Source organism: Halomonas campaniensis (genome assembly GCF_014193375.1).
Taxonomy (GTDB): Bacteria; Pseudomonadota; Gammaproteobacteria; order Pseudomonadales; family Halomonadaceae; genus Halomonas; species Halomonas campaniensis.
Window position 1 is genome coordinate 40000 of record NZ_JACHZF010000021.1, and the last position, 17252, is coordinate 57251.

Annotated in this window: 13 protein-coding genes; 8 read left to right on the plus strand and 5 right to left on the minus strand. The window is 69.8% G+C overall.

Annotated features, from left to right (window positions below; translation table 11 throughout):
* Positions 1–102: 102 nt before the first annotated feature.
* From holA to leuS, 3 genes are all read right to left on the minus strand, one after another.
* Entirely contained in the window at positions 103–1161 is a 1059-nt protein-coding gene (gene holA, locus BDK63_RS14070) for a DNA polymerase III subunit delta (protein ID WP_183333024.1), read from the minus strand.
* Between the two features lie 230 nt (positions 1162–1391).
* Positions 1392–1880, minus strand: a complete 489-nt coding sequence (locus BDK63_RS14075; protein WP_183333026.1) for an LPS-assembly lipoprotein LptE — start codon at positions 1878–1880, stop codon at positions 1392–1394.
* A 26-nt stretch (positions 1881–1906) separates the two neighbouring features.
* Entirely contained in the window at positions 1907–4513 is a 2607-nt protein-coding gene (leuS, locus tag BDK63_RS14080; protein ID WP_183333028.1) for a leucine--tRNA ligase, read from the minus strand.
* 216 nt (positions 4514–4729) lie between these two features.
* Here leuS and BDK63_RS14085 point away from each other — a divergent pair, with 216 nt between their 5' ends.
* Positions 4730–5245, plus strand: coding sequence for a zinc ribbon-containing protein (locus BDK63_RS14085; protein WP_183333030.1), 516 nt, complete (start codon positions 4730–4732; stop codon positions 5243–5245).
* A 78-nt stretch (positions 5246–5323) separates the two neighbouring features.
* On the opposite strand, the gene BDK63_RS14090 is transcribed toward BDK63_RS14085, so the two are convergent.
* A complete protein-coding gene (locus tag BDK63_RS14090) occupies positions 5324–6568 on the minus strand; it encodes a hypothetical protein (protein WP_246386152.1) in 1245 nt (414 codons plus the stop codon).
* Positions 6569–6711: 143 nt separating this feature from the next.
* Positions 6712–7617: a LysR family transcriptional regulator gene (locus BDK63_RS14095; RefSeq protein WP_183333032.1), complete on the minus strand. Its 906-nt coding sequence runs from the start codon at positions 7615–7617 to the stop codon at positions 6712–6714.
* A gap of 421 nt (positions 7618–8038) precedes the next feature.
* Here BDK63_RS14095 and leuC point away from each other — a divergent pair, with 421 nt between their 5' ends.
* The 7 genes from leuC to BDK63_RS14130 all read left to right on the plus strand — a co-directional run bounded on the left by leuC (position 8039) and on the right by BDK63_RS14130 (position 17196).
* On the plus strand, positions 8039–9490 hold the full coding sequence (gene leuC / locus BDK63_RS14100) for a 3-isopropylmalate dehydratase large subunit (protein WP_183333034.1): 1452 nt from the start codon (positions 8039–8041) through the stop codon (positions 9488–9490).
* Positions 9491–9493: 3 nt separating this feature from the next.
* Positions 9494–10147 (plus strand): 3-isopropylmalate dehydratase small subunit, encoded by a 654-nt coding sequence (leuD, locus tag BDK63_RS14105; protein ID WP_183333036.1) that lies wholly within the window; start codon positions 9494–9496, stop codon positions 10145–10147.
* 156 nt (positions 10148–10303) lie between these two features.
* Positions 10304–11383, plus strand: coding sequence for a 3-isopropylmalate dehydrogenase (gene leuB, locus BDK63_RS14110; protein WP_183333038.1), 1080 nt, complete (start codon positions 10304–10306; stop codon positions 11381–11383).
* Between the two features lie 115 nt (positions 11384–11498).
* Positions 11499–12611 carry an aspartate-semialdehyde dehydrogenase gene (asd, locus tag BDK63_RS14115; RefSeq protein ID WP_183333040.1) on the plus strand — a complete coding sequence of 371 codons (1113 nt, stop codon included), beginning with the start codon at positions 11499–11501 and terminating at the stop codon, positions 12609–12611.
* A gap of 250 nt (positions 12612–12861) precedes the next feature.
* Positions 12862–15621 (plus strand): FimV/HubP family polar landmark protein, encoded by a 2760-nt coding sequence (locus BDK63_RS14120; protein ID WP_183333042.1) that lies wholly within the window; start codon positions 12862–12864, stop codon positions 15619–15621.
* A 7-nt stretch (positions 15622–15628) separates the two neighbouring features.
* Positions 15629–16561, plus strand: coding sequence for a tRNA pseudouridine(38-40) synthase TruA (truA, locus tag BDK63_RS14125; RefSeq protein WP_183333044.1), 933 nt, complete (start codon positions 15629–15631; stop codon positions 16559–16561).
* Entirely contained in the window at positions 16558–17196 is a 639-nt protein-coding gene (locus BDK63_RS14130) for a phosphoribosylanthranilate isomerase (RefSeq protein ID WP_183333046.1), read from the plus strand. Before truA ends, BDK63_RS14130 begins: the two co-directional genes overlap by 4 nt.
* The last annotated feature ends 56 nt before the right edge of the window (positions 17197–17252 follow it).

Consider the following 17252-nt stretch of genomic DNA (forward strand, 5'->3'; position numbering starts at 1 on the left):
GCGTCGCGTCCTGGCGATCCGTGTGGCGTCACGATGATACTTGCCCAGTATAGGACGAAATGGCGTGACATTTCATGCCCTTGGCGGTCAACGCGGGCGGGGTCAGCCGATGCGATAGGAAGAGGGGAGTTCGGCGAGCAGGCCGCGGCCGCCGGCCAGGGTCAGGGCCAGGTCGTGGAGGCCGTCCTGGACGGGCAGGGGAGAGGCGCCCTTGATGGCCAGGTCGAGGCGCTGGGCGAACAGCAGCAGCTTGTGCAGCCGCTTGACCGGCAGCCGGCCGATGGCCTGCTGGTAGGCGGGTCTGCGCTTCTCGAAGATCGACGGCTTCTGCGACTTGCAGGCGTGGTCGAAGCTCTGCCCCTGGTCCAGGTGCTGGTGCAGCGAGAGCAGGGTGCGCAGCTCCCGGGTCAGGGCCCAGAGCACGATGGGCGCCTCCACGCCCTCGCCGCGCAGGCCGGCGATGATCCGTGCGACCCGCGCGCGTTCCCCCTTGAGGCAGGCGTCGACCAGGGTGAAGACGTCGTAGCGGGCGCTGTCCTCCACGCCGCCGGCCACCTCCCGCGGGGAGACCCGGGCGCCAGGGGGCAGTATCAGGGCGAGCTTCTGCAGCTCCTGGTCGGCGGCCAGCAGGTTGCCCTCGGTGCGCTCGGCCAGCAGGCGGGCGGCGTCCAGGTCGAGGTTGAGGTCGTGGCGCGAGGCACGGTCACGCAGCCAGAAGCCCAGCCGCGAGGCATCCACCGGCCACACCGGCACGAACAGGCCGGCCTTGTCCAGGGCCTGGAACCAGGCGCTCTTCTGCTGGCGGAAGTCGAGCTTGCCCATGGCGAGCAGCAGCACGTTGTCGCTGCCCTTGAGGTCGTCGGCATAGGCCTTGAGCGCCTTGGTGCCCTCCTGGCCGAGGTTGCTGCCAGCCAGGCGCACCTCGATCAGCTTGGCGCCGGCGAACAGCGACAGGCTGGCCGATGCCTCGTGAAGCCGGCCCCAGGCGAAGTTGCCCTCGACGTGGAGAATCTCGCGCTCCTCGATGCCTCGCTCGCGAGCGGCGGCGCGCACGGCATCGCAGGCCTCGATGTGCTGCAGGGGCTCCTCGCCGGCGACGATCACCACCGGGGGCAGCTTCTTGGCCAGCGCATCGGCCAGCTTGTCGGGGAAGACTTTCACGATGGCGCCTTTACCGAGGTCGATTCATGCGGTGGCTTGTCTTGATAGCCACGGAGGGTTGTCCATTCTGGTGGTTATCCAGCCACCACCATGGCTTTTACGACTGGTGGGAGCCACGCTCTGCGGGGCGAAAAAGCTGAGGCTACTGCATTGGCCAGCAACACCGCTGGGCGGCTTCGCCGCCATTCGCCGGGCGGAGCCCAGCTCCCACAGGTGCCAGGCGACCTGTGCTAGCGCGACAGGCTGCGCAGGCGGTCGAGGAGCTGGCGGACTGCCACCTCGAGGAGCTCGCGGCTAGCCTCGTCGCGCAGGTCCTCCTGGATCAGCAGGTTCGAGTCGCTGACCGTGTAGCGGGTCGAGACCTCGAGTCGCTGCTGGTCGAGCAGGTAGGCGCCGTCGCGGCGTCGTTGCACCGAGAAGGGGGCGCGCAGCACCAGTTCCTCGTCCCGCGGGCCCGAGTCGAGCACGCTGAGGTTGCGCCGCCGGATCTCGGGCTCGCCCAGGTTGAGCACCCGGTCCGCGTCGCCGTGCACGCGGGTGCCGGCGGTTTCGAGCCGCTCCCGGGCGAGACGCGCGAGGTCACTGTCCGGGCCCGAGATGGCCAGTTCATCGATCACCGCCGATGGCGTGTCCAGGCCGCGCAGGCGAAAGCCGCAGCCGGACAGCGCAAGGCCGGCGGTGCCGGCCAGGGCGAGGGTGAGGAAGGTGCGTCGCTGCATGGGTCGCTCCCTGTCCCGCGGCGGGCTCAGCCCACCACGATATTGACCAGCTTGCCGGGCACCACGATCACCTTGCGGACCGTCTTGCCCTCGGTATGACGCTGCACGTTCTCGGCGGCGAAGGCCTCGGCCTCGACGGTCGCCTTGTCGGCGTCCGCGGCAACCTCGATGCGGGCGCGCAGCTTGCCGTTGACCTGTACCACCAGCTCGATGGTGTCGCGAGCCAGGGCCGATTCGTCCACCGCCGGCCAGGCGGCGTCGATGGCCGGCTCCTCATGGCCCAGCGCCGCCCACAGGGCGTGGCAGGCGTGGGGCGTGATGGGGGCGAGCAGCAGCACGCAGGCCTCCAGCGCCTCGCGGGCCACGGCCAGGCCCTGCGGGCTCGCGTCCTCGAAGCGGCCCAGCGCGTTGGTCAGCTCCATCACCGCGGCGATGGCGGTGTTGAAGGTGGTGCGCCGGCCGATGTCGTCGCTGGCCTTCCTGATGGTCTCATGGGTCTTGCGGCGCAGCTCGCGCTGGGGCTCGGTGAGTGCGGCGAGTTCCAGCGTGCCGGGGGTGCCGGCCGCGAGGTGCTCGCTGGCCAGGCGCCACAGGCGCTTGAGGAAGCGGCTGGCCCCCTCGACGCCGGAGTCGGACCACTCCAGGGACTGCTCGGGCGGAGCGGCGAACATCATGAACAGCCGCACGGTGTCGGCACCGAAGCGGTCGATCATCGACTGGGGGTCGACGCCGTTGTTCTTCGACTTGGACATCTTCTCGATGCCGCCCATCTCCACGGGCTGGCCGTCCTTGATCAGCACGGCGCTGATCGGCCGGCCCTTCTCGTCGCGCCTGACCTCCACGTCGGCGGGATTGAACCACTCCTTGCCGCCGTTGGCGGTGTCCCGATAGAAGGTCTCGGCGATCACCATGCCCTGGGTGAGCAGCCGCTGGAACGGCTCGTCGACCTTCACCAGGCCCAGGTCACGCATCAGCTTGGTGAAGAAGCGCGCGTAGAGCAGGTGCAGGATGGCGTGCTCGATGCCGCCGATGTACAGGTCCACCGGCAGCCAGTAGTCGGCCCGCTCGTCGAGCATGGCATCGGGGTTGTCCGCGCAGCAGAAGCGGGCGAAGTACCAGGAGGACTCCATGAAGGTGTCGAAGGTGTCGGTCTCGCGGACCCAGCCGTCGCCCAGGTCGCTGAACTCCGGCATGCGCTTGAGCGGCGAGCCGGTGGCGTCGACGGTGACCTCCATGGGCAGGGCGACCGGCAGCTCCGCGTCGGTGAGCGGCACGGTCTGCCCCTCGGGGCCGTACTTGACCGGGATGGGGGCGCCCCAGTAGCGCTGGCGGGCGACGCCCCAGTCGCGCAGGCGGTAGTGGGTCCTGACCTCCCCGCGACCCAGCTCGGCGAGCCGGGTGGCGATGGCCTCGAAGGCGGCCTCGAAGTCGAGCCCGTCGAACTCGCCGGAGTGGATCAGGGTGCCGTAGTCGTCATGGGCCCCCTGGGAGAGGTCCGGCGCCTGGCCGCTCTCGTCGGCGATGACCGGCTCGATGGGCAGGCCGTACTTGGTGGCGAACTCCCAGTCGCGCTGGTCGTGGGCGGGGACCGCCATCACCGCGCCGGTGCCGAACTCCATCAGCACGAAGTTGGCGACAAAGACCGGCACCTCGCGCCCGGTGAGCGGATGCACGGCCACATGGCCGGTGGGCATGCCCTGCTTCTCGCGGGTGGCGAGCTCGGCCTCTGAGGTGCCGCCGCGGGCACACTCCTCGCAGAAGGCGGCCAGCGCCGGATTGCCTTCGGCGGCCTGCTTCGCCAGCGGATGGCCGGCGGCCACGGCCATGTAGGTGACGCCCATCAGGGTGTCGGGACGGGTGGTGTAGACCGAGAGCGGCTCGCAGGCCTCGCCGTCGGCGGCCTTGATGTCGGAGCCTTCAGCGGGCTTGATATCGAAGCTGAGCTCCACGCCTCGGGACTTGCCGATCCAGTTGCGCTGCATCGTCTTGACCTGCTCGGGCCACTCGATGGTATCGAGGTCGGCGAGCAGCTCATCGGCGTAGTCGGTGATCTTGAGGAACCACAGCGGGATCTCCTTGCGCTCCACCAGGGCGCCGGAGCGCCAGCCGCGCCCCTCGATCACCTGCTCGTTGGCCAGCACGGTCTGGTCGACCGGGTCCCAGTTGACCGTGGACATCTTCTTGTAGACCAGCCCCTTCTCCACCAGCTTGGTGAAGAACCACTGTTCCCAGCGGTAGTAGCTCACGTCGCAGGTGGCGAACTCGCGGCTCCAGTCGTAGGCGAAGCCCAGCGCCTTGAGCTGTGTCCGCATGTAGTCGATGTTGGCGTAGGTCCACTCGGCCGGCGGTACCCGGTTCTGGATCGCGGCGTTCTCCGCCGGCATGCCGAAGGCGTCCCAGCCCATGGGCTGCATCACGTTCCGGCCCTGCATGCGCTGGTAGCGGGAGACCACGTCGCCGATGGTGTAGTTGCGCACGTGCCCCATGTGCAGCTTGCCGCTGGGGTAGGGGAACATCGACAGGCAGTAGAACTTCTCGCGGTTGGCGTCTTCCACTGCCTTGAAGCACTGGTTCCTGTCCCAGAACTGCTGGGCATCGCGTTCGATCTCTTGGGGCTTGTACTGTGCGTCCATCGCTGTCTTCGGGTACCTTGCGAGTCGGTCGCGCCGCCGCGAGGGGCGACGCGGGTCAACGGGGCTTGTCCGGCGTCACGGTCTTGCGGCTTTGTGCGTCAAGACGTTGAACTGCCGACGGGAAGTCGTCTAAATGGTAGGCAAGGATACCCCAGCACGGCCCGGCCCGGCTATGCCCCGGGCCTCGCCGGCTCACCGCAGGAGAAGGAGCACACCATGAGCGAGCAGCAGAAACACCCCCAGGACCACCGGCTGCGCGAAGGCTACGAGCGCATGCTGGATCGCCTGCGCGAGGGGGCCCACGAGCTGACCTGGGAAAACCTGCAGCAGGAGCTGGACGACGCCGTGGAGTTCGAGGCGGAGCTCGAGGAGTTCACCAAGGATGAGCTGTCGCTGCTGCGCGCCTGGGTCGAGCGCGATCTCAAGGAGATGCGCCGCTACCTGAGTGCCGGCGGCGAGAGCGTGGCGACCTGGCTGGGCATCGACCTCTCGGCGCTGTCGCGCAAGGTCAGCGAGTCGCTGCTCTCCATCGCCGATCGCAGCGTGGTCGAACGCGAGCGCTTCGAGGAGGACCTGGAGGCCGCCCGCGCCGACTACTGCGAAGGCGAGATGGCGGCACCGGGGCGCATGGCCTGCGTGCACTGCGGCAGCGAGGTGACGCTCGAGGGCGTGGCGCGCATCGAGCCGTGCCACCAGTGCGGCCACCGCTACTTCCAGCGGGTCTCGAAGTAGGCCTTCGGCCAGGGGCAAGGAACAAGAAACCGAGGAACAAGGAGAACCTTGCCCCTTGCCCCTTGCTCCTTGTAGCTGTCACAGCCAGGCGTCTAGCATCACGATCGCCATGACCACCAGGGCGGTCATGACGCCGGCATAGCCCAGGTTGTGGCGCATCATCACCGACCCGCTGACGCCGTAGCGCCCCTGCAGGGAGAGGTTGATCCCGGAGAGCGGGCCGACGCTGGTGCCCACCGCCCAGGAGGCCAGCGCCACGAAGGCGAACAGCGTCTGCCGATCCCCGCCCAGTTCCAGCATTGATGCCAGCACCGAGACGCCGATGATCGGATGCAGGCCGACCACGGCGCTGGCCACGATGGCCAGGAAGCTGGCCACGGCCTGGGGGGTGCCGAACTGGGTAAAGAGCGTCCATTCGCTGCCGGTGGCGGCGCCGATGAAGGTGGAGAGGCCCTGGGTCAAGAGCCCCGCGCAGAGGAACAGCGAGATCTCGCCGCGCATCGCCGGTAGCCGCTCCAGTGCGTGGCTGCGCACCCGGCGCAGGGTCCAGCGGGGCCCCCTGGGCAGGTTGCTGGCCAGCGCCACGCCGGGCATCAGGAAGGTGATGATGCTGACGATGGAGAGCCCGGGCGTGAGGCCGTAGTGGAAGAGCATGACCAGCGCCGCCATGCCCACCGGCATCATCAGGCTGGGGGGTGACAGCGAATAGCCGGCGACCCGCGAGAGATCGAAGCGGCGCCCCAGCTCCAGGGCGGTGAGAACTCCGGCCAGCAGCGCCAGCGGCATGCCGAAGGCCACCACGGTGGGGAAGCGCATCTCCGGGGCCAGGGTCATCACCACGCCCATGGAGGCGAAGAAGGGGGACCAGAGCGCCGCACTCGACAGGCCCCGATTGAGGGCCAGCAGCTGGGGAAGGCTCAGGGGGCCCCGGCGTTGCAGGCGATCGCCGACCATGAACACGGTGGAGAGGTTGAGAATGGCCCCGAGCAGGTGCACGCCCAGCCAGGTGCCGATGACCCCGCGCCGCCCCGTGACCCCGTGCCCCGCCGGCGGCGAATGGCCCTGGCGGGTGCCGATCAGCCCGATGAAGCTCACCCCGACCAGCATGGCCACCACGTAGCTGTTGCCGTCGAGGATGCGCGACCAGGCGATGTCGGCGCCGTAGCCCAGCCATGCCGCCAGCAGCAGGACGAGGCCGATGCCGGCCAGGGCGCCCGCCTGGCGGCGGTTGCGCTGGCCGAGATCGACCCACAGCAGCCCGACCGCCAGCCAGAAGGCGTGGCTCACCGCCGGCAGGGCGACGGGCAGGCCAGCGAAGCGCATCACCTGCAGCACCAGCCCGCCAAGTATCAGCCCCCCGGCGAGGGCGTGGCGAAGCGATATCGGCGGGGGAGTCGGCGCTGGCACGGGGACGGGGTTCCTGAACGGATGTCTGGGGCCGGGTGTCGGGCACAATGGCTAGCAGTCTAAACAATCCGGCGCTCGCCCGCTCGTGCTGCCGGCTCCCGGGCGGCCTCGAGCTCCCCGAGCATCGCCCGTGCGGCGTTGGACAGGGTGCGGCTGCGATGCACGATGAACCCCAGCGGCCGATGGATCGGCGGGTGGTCGATGGCCAGCTCGTGAAGGTCGCCGGCCACCAGGCGCTCCGGCAGCAGACTCCAGCCCAGCCCGATCGCGGTCATCATCTTCAGCGTCTCCAGGTAGTTGGTGGAGAGCGCCACCGGCAGGCGCAGTCCCGCGGCGGCGAAGCGCGCCTCGATCAGCCCCCGGGTGAAGGTGAGGGGGCCCGGGAGCACGGCGTCGAAGTCGCAGAGGGTCTGCAGGCTGGGGTGCTCGAGCCCCGCCAGGGGGTGGTCCGGGGCGCAGACGAAGCAGAGCCGGTCGACCCATACCGGAACCACCTCGAGCTGCTCGTCGGGGTGGGGGGCGAGGGTCACCACGGCGATCTCCAGCGAGCCGTCCAGCACGCCCTGGTAGGCCTCCTCGGAATCGAGGAAGTGCAGGTCCAGGCGCACCTCGGGGTGGGCGCGGGTATAGGCCTTGAGCAGCGGCGGCAGGCGGTGCAGGCCGATATGGTGGCTGGTGGCCAGCGTCAGGCTGCCGGCCACGCGGCCCTCGAGGTTGCCGAGCGCCCGACGGCTGTCGTCGACCATCACCAGGATCTGGCGTGCCCGCGGCAGCAGCACCCGGCCCGCCTCGGTGAGGGTGACGCGCCGGCCGATGCGGTCGAACAGACGGGCGCCGGTCTGGGTCTCAAGGACAGCGATGCGCTTGCTGACCGCCGGCTGGGTGAGGTGGAGCTGTTCTGCGGCGCGGGAGAAGCTGCCGCTGTCGGCGACGGCCAGGAAGGCCTGCAGGTTCTGGGTATCCATGGGCGTCCCCGTCGAGCGTGATGAACAAATTCCATATGGGAATCCAATCCATTAATAACATGAATTGATTTTATGGGCGAGGGGCGGGAGACTGCTGCAAAAGCGCCGAGCGCCGAGCGCCGAGCGCCGAGCGCCGAGCGCCGAGCGCCGAGCGCCGAGCGCCGAGCGCCGAGCGCCAAGCGCCAAGCGCCGAGCGCCGAGCGCCAAGCGCCAAGCGCCGGTAGGAGGGATGCTCTGCATCGCGACTGGCGCCGTCAGGCGCCCGGTGGTGTTGCCGATCTGGGTGGCGTCATCCAGGGAGGCCTGCGGCCTCCAGTCGCGCAACAAGTTGCCCTCCTACGGAAGTTTCGTCGGCGAGGCAGTCGTCCGAAACAACACGTCCGGATATGACATCAAGGGCCGAGGGCCCGGGAGAAACGACATGGCAGGCCAGACACTCTACGACAAGCTGTGGTCGCAGCACCTCGTCAAGGAGCGCGATGACGGTACCGCGCTGATCTACATCGACCGCCAGCTGCTCCATGAGGTGACCTCGCCCCAGGCCTTCGAGGGCCTGCGCCTGGCGGGCCGCAAGCCGTGGCGCCTCGATGCGAACCTGGCCACGCCCGACCACAACGTGCCCACCACCGTGAAGGAGCGGGCCGAGGGCAATGCCGGCATCAAGGATCCGGTGTCGCTGATCCAGGTGCAGACCCTCGACGACAACTGCGTCGAGTTCGGCATCGAGGAGTTCAAGATCAACGACCCCCGCCAGGGCATCGTCCACGTGGTGGGCCCCGAGCAGGGCGCGACGCTGCCGGGCATGACCGTGGTCTGCGGCGACTCCCATACTGCCACCCACGGCGCCTTCGCCGCCCTGGCCCACGGCATCGGCACCTCCGAGGTGGAGCACGTGCTCGCCACCCAGTGCCTGCTGGCCCAGAAGATGAAGAACCTGCAGGTGCGCGTCGAGGGCACGCTCGGCACTGGCGTCACTGCCAAGGACGTGGTGCTGGCCATCATCGGCCGGATCGGCACCGCAGGCGGCACCGGCTACGCCATCGAGTTTGCCGGCAGCGCCATCCAGGGTCTCTCCATGGAGGGGCGGATGACGGTGTGCAACATGGCCATCGAGGCCGGCGCCCGCGTGGGCCTGATCGCCGTGGACGACACCACCATCGAGTATCTCGCCGAGCGGCCCTATGCGCCGACGGGCGAGCAGTGGCAGGCGGCCGTGGCCGACTGGCGTGGACTCGTCTCCGACGCCGACGCCGCGTTCGACAAGGTGGTGACCCTGGACGCCGCCGAGATCGAACCGCAGGTCAGCTGGGGCACCAGCCCCGAGATGGTCACCGGGATCTCCGGCGAGGTGCCGGACCCGGCGGCCCAGGCCGACGAGACCGTGCGCAATGGCTACACTCGGGCGCTGCAGTACATGGGCCTGGCGCCGAAGCAGAAGATTACCGACATCCGCCTCGACAAGGTGTTCATCGGCTCCTGCACCAACTCCCGCATCGAGGACCTGCGCGAGGCGGCGAAGGTGGCCCGCGGCAAGAAAGTGGCGGACTCCATCAAGCTGGCCATGGTGGTGCCGGGCTCCGGTCTGGTGAAGCGCCAGGCGGAGGCCGAGGGCCTCGACAAGGTGTTCATCGAGGCGGGCTTCGAGTGGCGCGAGCCGGGCTGCTCCATGTGCCTGGCCATGAACGCCGACAAGCTCGGCGCCGGCGAGCACTGCGCCTCCACCTCCAACCGCAACTTCGAGGGTCGCCAGGGCTACGGCGGGCGCACCCACCTGGTGAGCCCGGCGATGGCCGCCGCCGCCGCCATCGCCGGCCACTTCGTGGACGTGAGACAGCTCGCCGCCAATGACGACGCCCAGGCACAGGAGGCCTGAACCATGAAGAAGTTTGAACGCAGCGAAGGGCTCGTCGCGCCGCTCGACCGGGCCAATGTCGACACCGACCTGATCATTCCCAAGCAGTTCCTGAAGTCGATCAAGCGGACCGGCTTCGGCGTCAACCTGTTCGACGAGCTGCGCTATCTCGACGAGGGCCAGCCCGGCCAGGACGTCTCCCGGCGGCCGCTCAATCCCGACTTCGTGCTCAACCAGCCGCGCTACCAGGGGGCCAGCGTGCTGCTCGCCCGGCGCAACTTCGGCTGCGGCAGCTCCCGGGAGCATGCGCCCTGGGCGCTGGAGGACTTCGGCTTCCGGGTGGTGATCGCGCCGAGCTTCGCCGACATCTTCTACAACAACGCCTTCAAGAACGGCCTGCTGCTGGTGACCCTGCCCGAGGAGACGGTAGAGCGCCTGTTCCAGGAAGTTGCGGCCAACGAGGGCTACCGCCTCGACGTGGATCTGGAGAACCAGCGGGTGATCACCCCCGCCGGTGAGATCCTCGAGTTCGAGGTGGACGCCTTCCGCAAGCACTGCCTGCTCGAGGGGCTCGACGACATCGGCATCACCCTGCAGGACGAGGACGCCATCCGCGCCTTCGAGGCGAAGCATCGCGCCACGCGCCCCTGGCTGTTCCGCGATAGCGCCCAGGCCTGACGTTCCCACCACTCCGAGGAAGCGGAGCGTCGGGGGCAGGCCGAAGAGGAGGTCCTACGCCAGGGATGGCGTCGGTAGCGTACAGGGATGTATTCACAGCGCCTCCTCGCAGGCCTGCCGCCGAGGTAGCTCCGCGGTCCCCGCAAGGAAGAAGCAATGACTCAGAAGATTCTGGTACTGCCGGGGGACGGCATCGGCCCCGAGATCACCGCCCAGGCGAGCCGTATCCTGGCCGCCTGCCAGGCCCGCGGCCTCGACGTCGAGGTGGAGGAAGCCCTGGTGGGCGGCAGCGCCTATGACGTGCATGGTGAGCCGCTGCCCGCCGAGACCCTGGAGAAGGCCAGGGCCGCCCGCGCCATTCTGCTCGGCGCCGTGGGTGGGCCCAAGTGGGACACCCTCGAGGATCTCGCCAAGCGTCCGGAGAAGGGCCTGCTCGGCCTGCGCAAGAACCTGGGCCTGTTCGGCAACCTGCGTCCCGCCATCACCTATCCGCAGCTGGCGTCGGCCTCGAGCCTCAAGCCCGAGCTGGTGGCCGGCCTCGACATCATGATCGTTCGCGAACTCACCGGCGGCATCTATTTCGGCCAGCCCCGGGGCATCGAGGAGCGTGACGGCGAGCGGGTGGGCTTCAACACCTACGTCTACTCCGAGAGCGAGATCGAGCGCATTGGCCGCGTCGCGTTCGAGATGGCGCAGAAGCGCGGCAAGAAGCTCTGCTCCGTGGACAAGGCCAACGTGCTCGAGGTCACCATCCTGTGGCGCGAGGTGATGGAGCGGCTGGCGCCGGAGTACCCGGACGTCGAGCTCTCACACATGTACGTCGACAACGCCGCCATGCAGCTGGTGCGCGCGCCCAAGCAGTTCGACGTCATGGTCACCGGCAACATGTTCGGCGATATCCTCTCCGACGCCGCCGCCATGCTCACCGGCTCCATCGGCATGCTGCCGTCGGCGTCGCTCAACGAGAGCGGCCAGGGCATGTACGAGCCCTGCCACGGCAGCGCCCCGGACATCGCCGGGAAGGGCATCGCCAACCCCCTGGCGACCATCCTCTCGGTGGCCATGATGCTGCGCTACTCCCTGGACGAGCCGGCGCTGGCGAGCCGCATCGAGGAGGCCGTGGGCAAGGTGCTGGACGACGGCCTGAGAACCGCGGATATTGCCTCCGAGGGCTCCCATATCGTCTCCACCCGTGAGATGGGCGACGCCGTGCTGGCGGCTTTCGAGGCGCTCTGAGCGCTTTGAGCCCTTATCAGAATCTGCTGTTGAATCAGGGTGTTCCGGGCCCGCCTGCGAGGCGGGCCCGGTTTCTGTATAATACCTCCCACATTCGATTACTGGAGGACTTCACATGTTGAAAGTCGGTTTCGTCGGTTGGCGCGGCATGGTCGGTTCCGTGCTCATGCAGCGCATGGTGGAAGAGGGTGACTTCAAGGGCATCGAGCCGGTCTTCTTCACCACCTCCCAGGTCGGCCAGGCCGGCCCCGACGTCGGCGTGGACGTGCCTCCCCTCAAGGATGCCTTCGACCTCGACGCCCTCAAGGCGCTGGACGTCATCGTCACCTGCCAGGGTGGCGACTACACCCAGGCCGTCTACGGCGACCTGCGCAGCGGCGGCTGGAAGGGCTACTGGATCGATGCCGCCAGCACCCTGCGCATGGAAGACGAGGCCACCATCATCCTCGACCCGGTCAACCGCCATGTCATCGATGCCCAGCTGGCCCGTGGCGCCAAGACCTTCGTCGGCGGCAACTGCACCGTCAGCCTGATGCTGATGGGTCTCGGCGGCCTGTTCGAGGCGGACCTGATCGAGTGGATGACCTCCATGACCTACCAGGCCGCCTCCGGCTCCGGTGCCAAGCACATGCGCGAGCTGCTCAACCAGATGGGCACCCTGCGCGACAGCGTGGGCGACGAGCTGGCCGACCCGGCCAGCGCCATCCTCGACATCGACCGCAAGGTCACCGCGGCCATGCGCTCCGGCGACTTCCCCACCGACAACTTCGGCGCACCGCTGGCCGGCAGCCTGCTGCCCTGGATCGACGTCAAGCGCGACAACGGCCAGAGCAAGGAGGAGTGGAAGGGCACCGTGGAGACCAACAAGATCCTCGGCCTCCAGGACAACCCGATTCCCATCGATGGCCTCTGCGTGCGCATCGGCGCCATGCGCTCCCACAGCCAGGCCTTCACCATCAAGCTGAAGAAGGACGTGCCGATCGACGAGATCGAGGATCGCCTGGCCAAGCACAACGAGTGGGTCAAGGTGGTGCCCAACGACAAGGAGGCGACCATCCGCGACCTGACCCCGGCCGCTGCCACCGGCACCCTCACCGTCCCGGTGGGCCGCCTGCGCAAGCTGGCCATGGGCGGCGAGTACCTCTCCGCGTTCAGCGTCGGTGACCAGCTGCTGTGGGGGGCGGCGGAACCGCTCAAGCGGATGCTGATGATCCTCAAGCAGCAGTGATCGTGCCCCTTCGGCAACGCGCGTGACGAGCGGGGCGTCTCCTTCGGGAGGCGCCCCGTCCTTTTGGATGGCCGGTGGTTCGCGTGGTCTGGATCAATGGCTTACGTTGAAGACATGAGCCCTGGCATGACCCCGGCCAGGCGCGTTCAGACGGTGAATATGGTACATAGGTACCATAACGACATTACGACATGGCATCGCTGCCCGCGGGATTGCCGCGTTGGCCAGCCGACGGACGCAAGGGACCTCCATGAAACGCAAGCTGACACTCGCCATGCTGCTTTCGCTTTCCGCCGCCAGCCCGATGGCGCTGGCCCTGGGGCTGGGGGAAGCCGACGTACGCTCGACGCTCAACGCGCCGCTGCGTGCCACCATTCCGCTCAGCGATACCGGCGGCATTCCGCCGGGCCTGCTCAACGTCTCGGTGGCCGACGAACGCGCCTTCGCGGCGGCGGGGCTGACCCGCTCTCCGCTCGCCGCCAGCGTCAGGCTGGCCGTGGAGCAGCGCCAGGGGCGCCTGGTGGTGGACCTGACCACCGAGCGGCCGGTGCGCGAGCCCTGGGTCGACCTGCTGCTGCGTTTCGACTGGCCCGACGGCCAGCAGCTGCGCGAAGTGACCCTGCTGCTCGACCCGCCCGACTACGATCAGATGCCGGTGCTGGTGGCCGGCAGCACCCGCGTCCAGCCTCCTGCGCCTTCCGCCACGCCGCCGGCGCCGCGTGAATCGGCGCCCGCCCGGGCGGTCTCGCGCTCCGCCTCGTCGGGCACCGCCGGCGATCCGGCGTGGGTGCGCAGCGGCGACACCCTGTGGGCCGTGGCCGGTCGCCTGCGGCCCGACAGCGGCATCAGCATGAACCAGATGATGGTGGCGCTGGTGGAGGCCAACCCCGAGGTCTTCCCGTCGGGCAACATCAACGCCATGCGGGCCGGTTTCACCCTGGTGGTGCCCGGCCGCGATGCCATCGCCGCGCGCGCCGGCGCCGAGGCGGATCGCGTCGTCGCCGCCATGAACCAGGCCTGGGCCAACCGTGGCAGCGGCGCGCCGGCGCGGGTGCCCCTGGGTACCCCCGAGCCCGAGGCAGAGACCACGGCCGTGGCGACCGCGCCGACGCCTCCGTCCCCTCAGGCGACCGAGCCCGCTCCCGCCGTCGACGACCCCGAGACCGATGCCCCCACCGAAGCGGCGGCGGCCCCGTCGTCGGAGGGTGAAGAGGGGCCGAGGCTGACCCTGCTGACCGATGCCCAGGTCGCGGCGGAAGGTGCCGCGCCCGGCGCCGCTGCCGAGGCGGTGGAGGACGCCACTGCGGAAGGCGACAGCGGCGCGGAAGGCGAGGGCGGTGCGAGGGAGGCGGGCGCGACCGATGGCGCCGCCTCGGCCCCGCGGGTCATGGACGACCCCGACCTGCTGGCTTCGCTGAGCGGCGACGGCGAGTTGACCTCTGATGATCGCCTGCTGCGCCTCGAGGCCCGCTGGCTCGAGAGCCAGCAGACGCTGGAGACCGTCCAGGAGGAGCGCGACCAGCTGCAGGACGAGCTGGGCGAGATGCGCGATGAGCTGGCGGCGCTGCGCGACCAGCTGGCGGCGCTCGGTGCCGGCGGCAGCGGCGTGGACGGACCGGGTGCCGGCGGTATCGTGGCGCCGGGCAGCCAGGCCGAGGAGGCCCCCTGGTGGGGATCCTTCTACCAGGGCGAGGTGGATCGCAACCTGATGCTGGGCGGTGCCGGCCTGGCGGCCCTGCTGGCGCTGTGGCTGGTGGTGCGGCGCCGGCGGCGCCATGAGGAGGCCGACGCCTCCCGAGGCGGCTTCGGCGAGGTGCGGGTCGCCGCACCCGGCGCCGAGTCGCCGGTTTCGCCCGGGGCGGCCACGACGGGCGCCGCCATGGCCGGTACCGCCGCCGCGGCATCGGCCTCCCGGCCGGCCACGCCGGTGCAGTCGTCCATGCCCCAGGCCGAGGCGATCAGCGAGGCGGACATCTTCATCGCCTACGGGCGCTATGACCAGGCCCGCGACCTGCTCGAGGCCGGCCTGGCGCGGGAACCGGAGCGTGACGACCTGCGCCTGAAGCTGCTGACCGTGCACCTCGAGCAGGGTGACCGGGAGGCGGCCGAACGCGAGGCGGCACGGCTGCGCGACGGCGGCAATCCGGCCGTGGCCGACGAGGTGGAGCGGCTGATGGTGCGCCATGGCCTGGCCACCGCGTCCGGCACTCGCCAGGAGGCGGGCGGCCGGGCGGTGTTCACCGAATCGGCGTCCCTGCCACCGCGGGTCTTCGATGACCCGTCCGACGAGACACCCCGGGCCGAGGATGACGCGGCATCCCGTGAGAGGGACGAAACGGCCTCGCCCTCCGCTGGTGCCACCGCGGGGACGTCGGCGGCGACCCGTGCCCACGGCGAGGAGGCGACGGACAGCGCCCGCTCCCGGCGCCCTGACGCCAGCGTCGACAAGGATGACGCGTCCACGGATTCAGCGGACGTCGACTCCCTGGCCGGTGCCCGGGAGCTCTCTACGGCCGAGGCGCCCGAGCCGATCGTTCCTCCAGAACCCGAACCCGAACCCGAACCCGAGCTCCCGCCGCTGACCACCCGCGAGAGCGAGGATGGTCGCGAGATCATCGACTATCGGCCGCCGAGCCTGGACACCAGTCCGGCGCCTCGCGAGGAGTCGCCGATGCAGCCCAGCGTGGAGTTCACCCCCTCCGCCCCCGCGGGTGAGGCGCCGCCGAGCGAGTCGGCGTCCCCCGACTTCCCGCCCCTCGATGCGCCCACCGAGGGCGATGGCGAGGTGCCGGAGGAGTGGGAGGTCGAGGAGGTGGCCTTCCCGCCGCTGGATCGGGATAATGAGTCCCTTTCCCGGGGTGCTTCCACCGATTCGCTGGACGAGGCGCGCCGCCTGCTGGAGGCGGGCGACGCTGACCGGGCCCGCTCGCTGCTCATGGCGCTTCGCCAGAGCGACGATCCGGCCCTGCGCGAGGAGGCGGAGGCGCTGTTCACCCGTCTCGATTCGTGAAGGCCGAATGACCCTCTTCCAACCCCTCGACGAACGCCACCCCCTGACCGGCCGCCTGGCCATGGGGGTGGAGTACGACGGCAGCGGCTACTACGGCTGGCAGTTCCTCAAGCACGCGCCCTCGGTGCAGGGCGCGGTCGAACAGGCCCTGGCCCGGGTGGCCGGGCAACCGGTACGGGTGCATGCCAGCGGGCGCACCGACTCCGGCGTCCATGCCACCCGGCAGATCATCCACTTCGATCCCCCCGCGGCGCGCTCGCAGAAGGCCTGGGTGTTCGGTGCCAATGCCAACCTGCCCCGCGACGTTGCCGTGCGCTGGGTCAGGGAGGTGCCCGAGACCTTCCACTCCCGCTTCAAGGCCCTGGCCCGCCGCTATCGCTACATCCTGCTCAACCAGCCCAGCCGGCCGGTGCTGGAGCGCGCCAACGTCACCTGGTGCCGCGACCCCCTCGACGCCGACGCCATGCATCGGGCCGCCCAGGCGCTGGTGGGGGAGCATGACTTCTCGAGCTTCCGTGCCGCCGGCTGCCAGTCGAAGACCCCCTGGCGCCACCTCCACTTCATCGAGGTCCATCGCCACGGCCCGCTGGTGGTGGTGGACGTCCAGGGCAACGCCTTCCTGCACCACATGATCCGCAACATCGTCGGCGCCCTGGTCACCGTGGGCCGCGGCGAGCGCGGCGACGACTACCTGGCCGAGCTGATGGCCCTCAAGGACCGCACCCTCGCCGACGTCACCGCGCCGGCCTGTGGCCTGCACTTCGTGGATTCGCTCTACGACGAGAGCTGGGGCCTGCCCGCCGAGCCGCTGGGTCCCAACCTGCTGGCCTTCCTCGGCGAGTGGACCGGCCAGCGGCCGTTGCCCGACTGCCCCATGGTCGAGTTCCGCCGCGGCCGGCCGGTGGCCTCCCTCACCCCGGCGGAGGACGGGACGCCATGATGCAGCGAACACGCGTCAAGCTCTGCGGCCTGACACGCCCCGAGGACGTCGACGCCGCCGTGGCCGCGGGGGCCGATGCCCTGGGCTTCGTGCTCTGGCCGGGCAGCCGCCGCGCCGTGGACGAGGCCCGTCTGGCCGAGCTGGCCGAGCGGGTCCCCGCCTTCGTCACCCGGGTGGGGCTCTTCGTCGACCAGGACCCCGAGCTGATCGAGCGCTGTGCCGCACACCTGGACCTGCTGCAGTTCCACGGCGACGAGCCGCCGGCGGTCTGCGAGGGGGCGCCACGCCCCTGGATCAAGGCGCTGCGCATGCGCGACGGCCTCGACCTGCCTGCCGCCGCCGCGGCCTATGGCGGGGCCCGGGCGCTGCTCCTCGACGCCTATCGCCCCGGGGTTCCCGGCGGCACCGGGGAGACCTTCGACTGGTCGCGGATCCCCGCAAGCCTGGCAAAACCTGTTATCCTCGCCGGAGGCCTGAGCGCCGACAACGTGGCCGAGGCCATCGCCCGGGTGACGCCCTTCGCGGTGGATGTCTCGGGGGGCGTGGAGGCCGCTCCCGGCGTCAAGGATGCCGAGCGCATCCGGGCCTTTCTCGAGGCCGTGCGACGCGGTGACGCGGCCCGCCTGGTGAACTGAGCCCACGTTGTCCGGAGCCCGCCCCTCGGCCGCACGCGTGCAATGATCGATTTCAA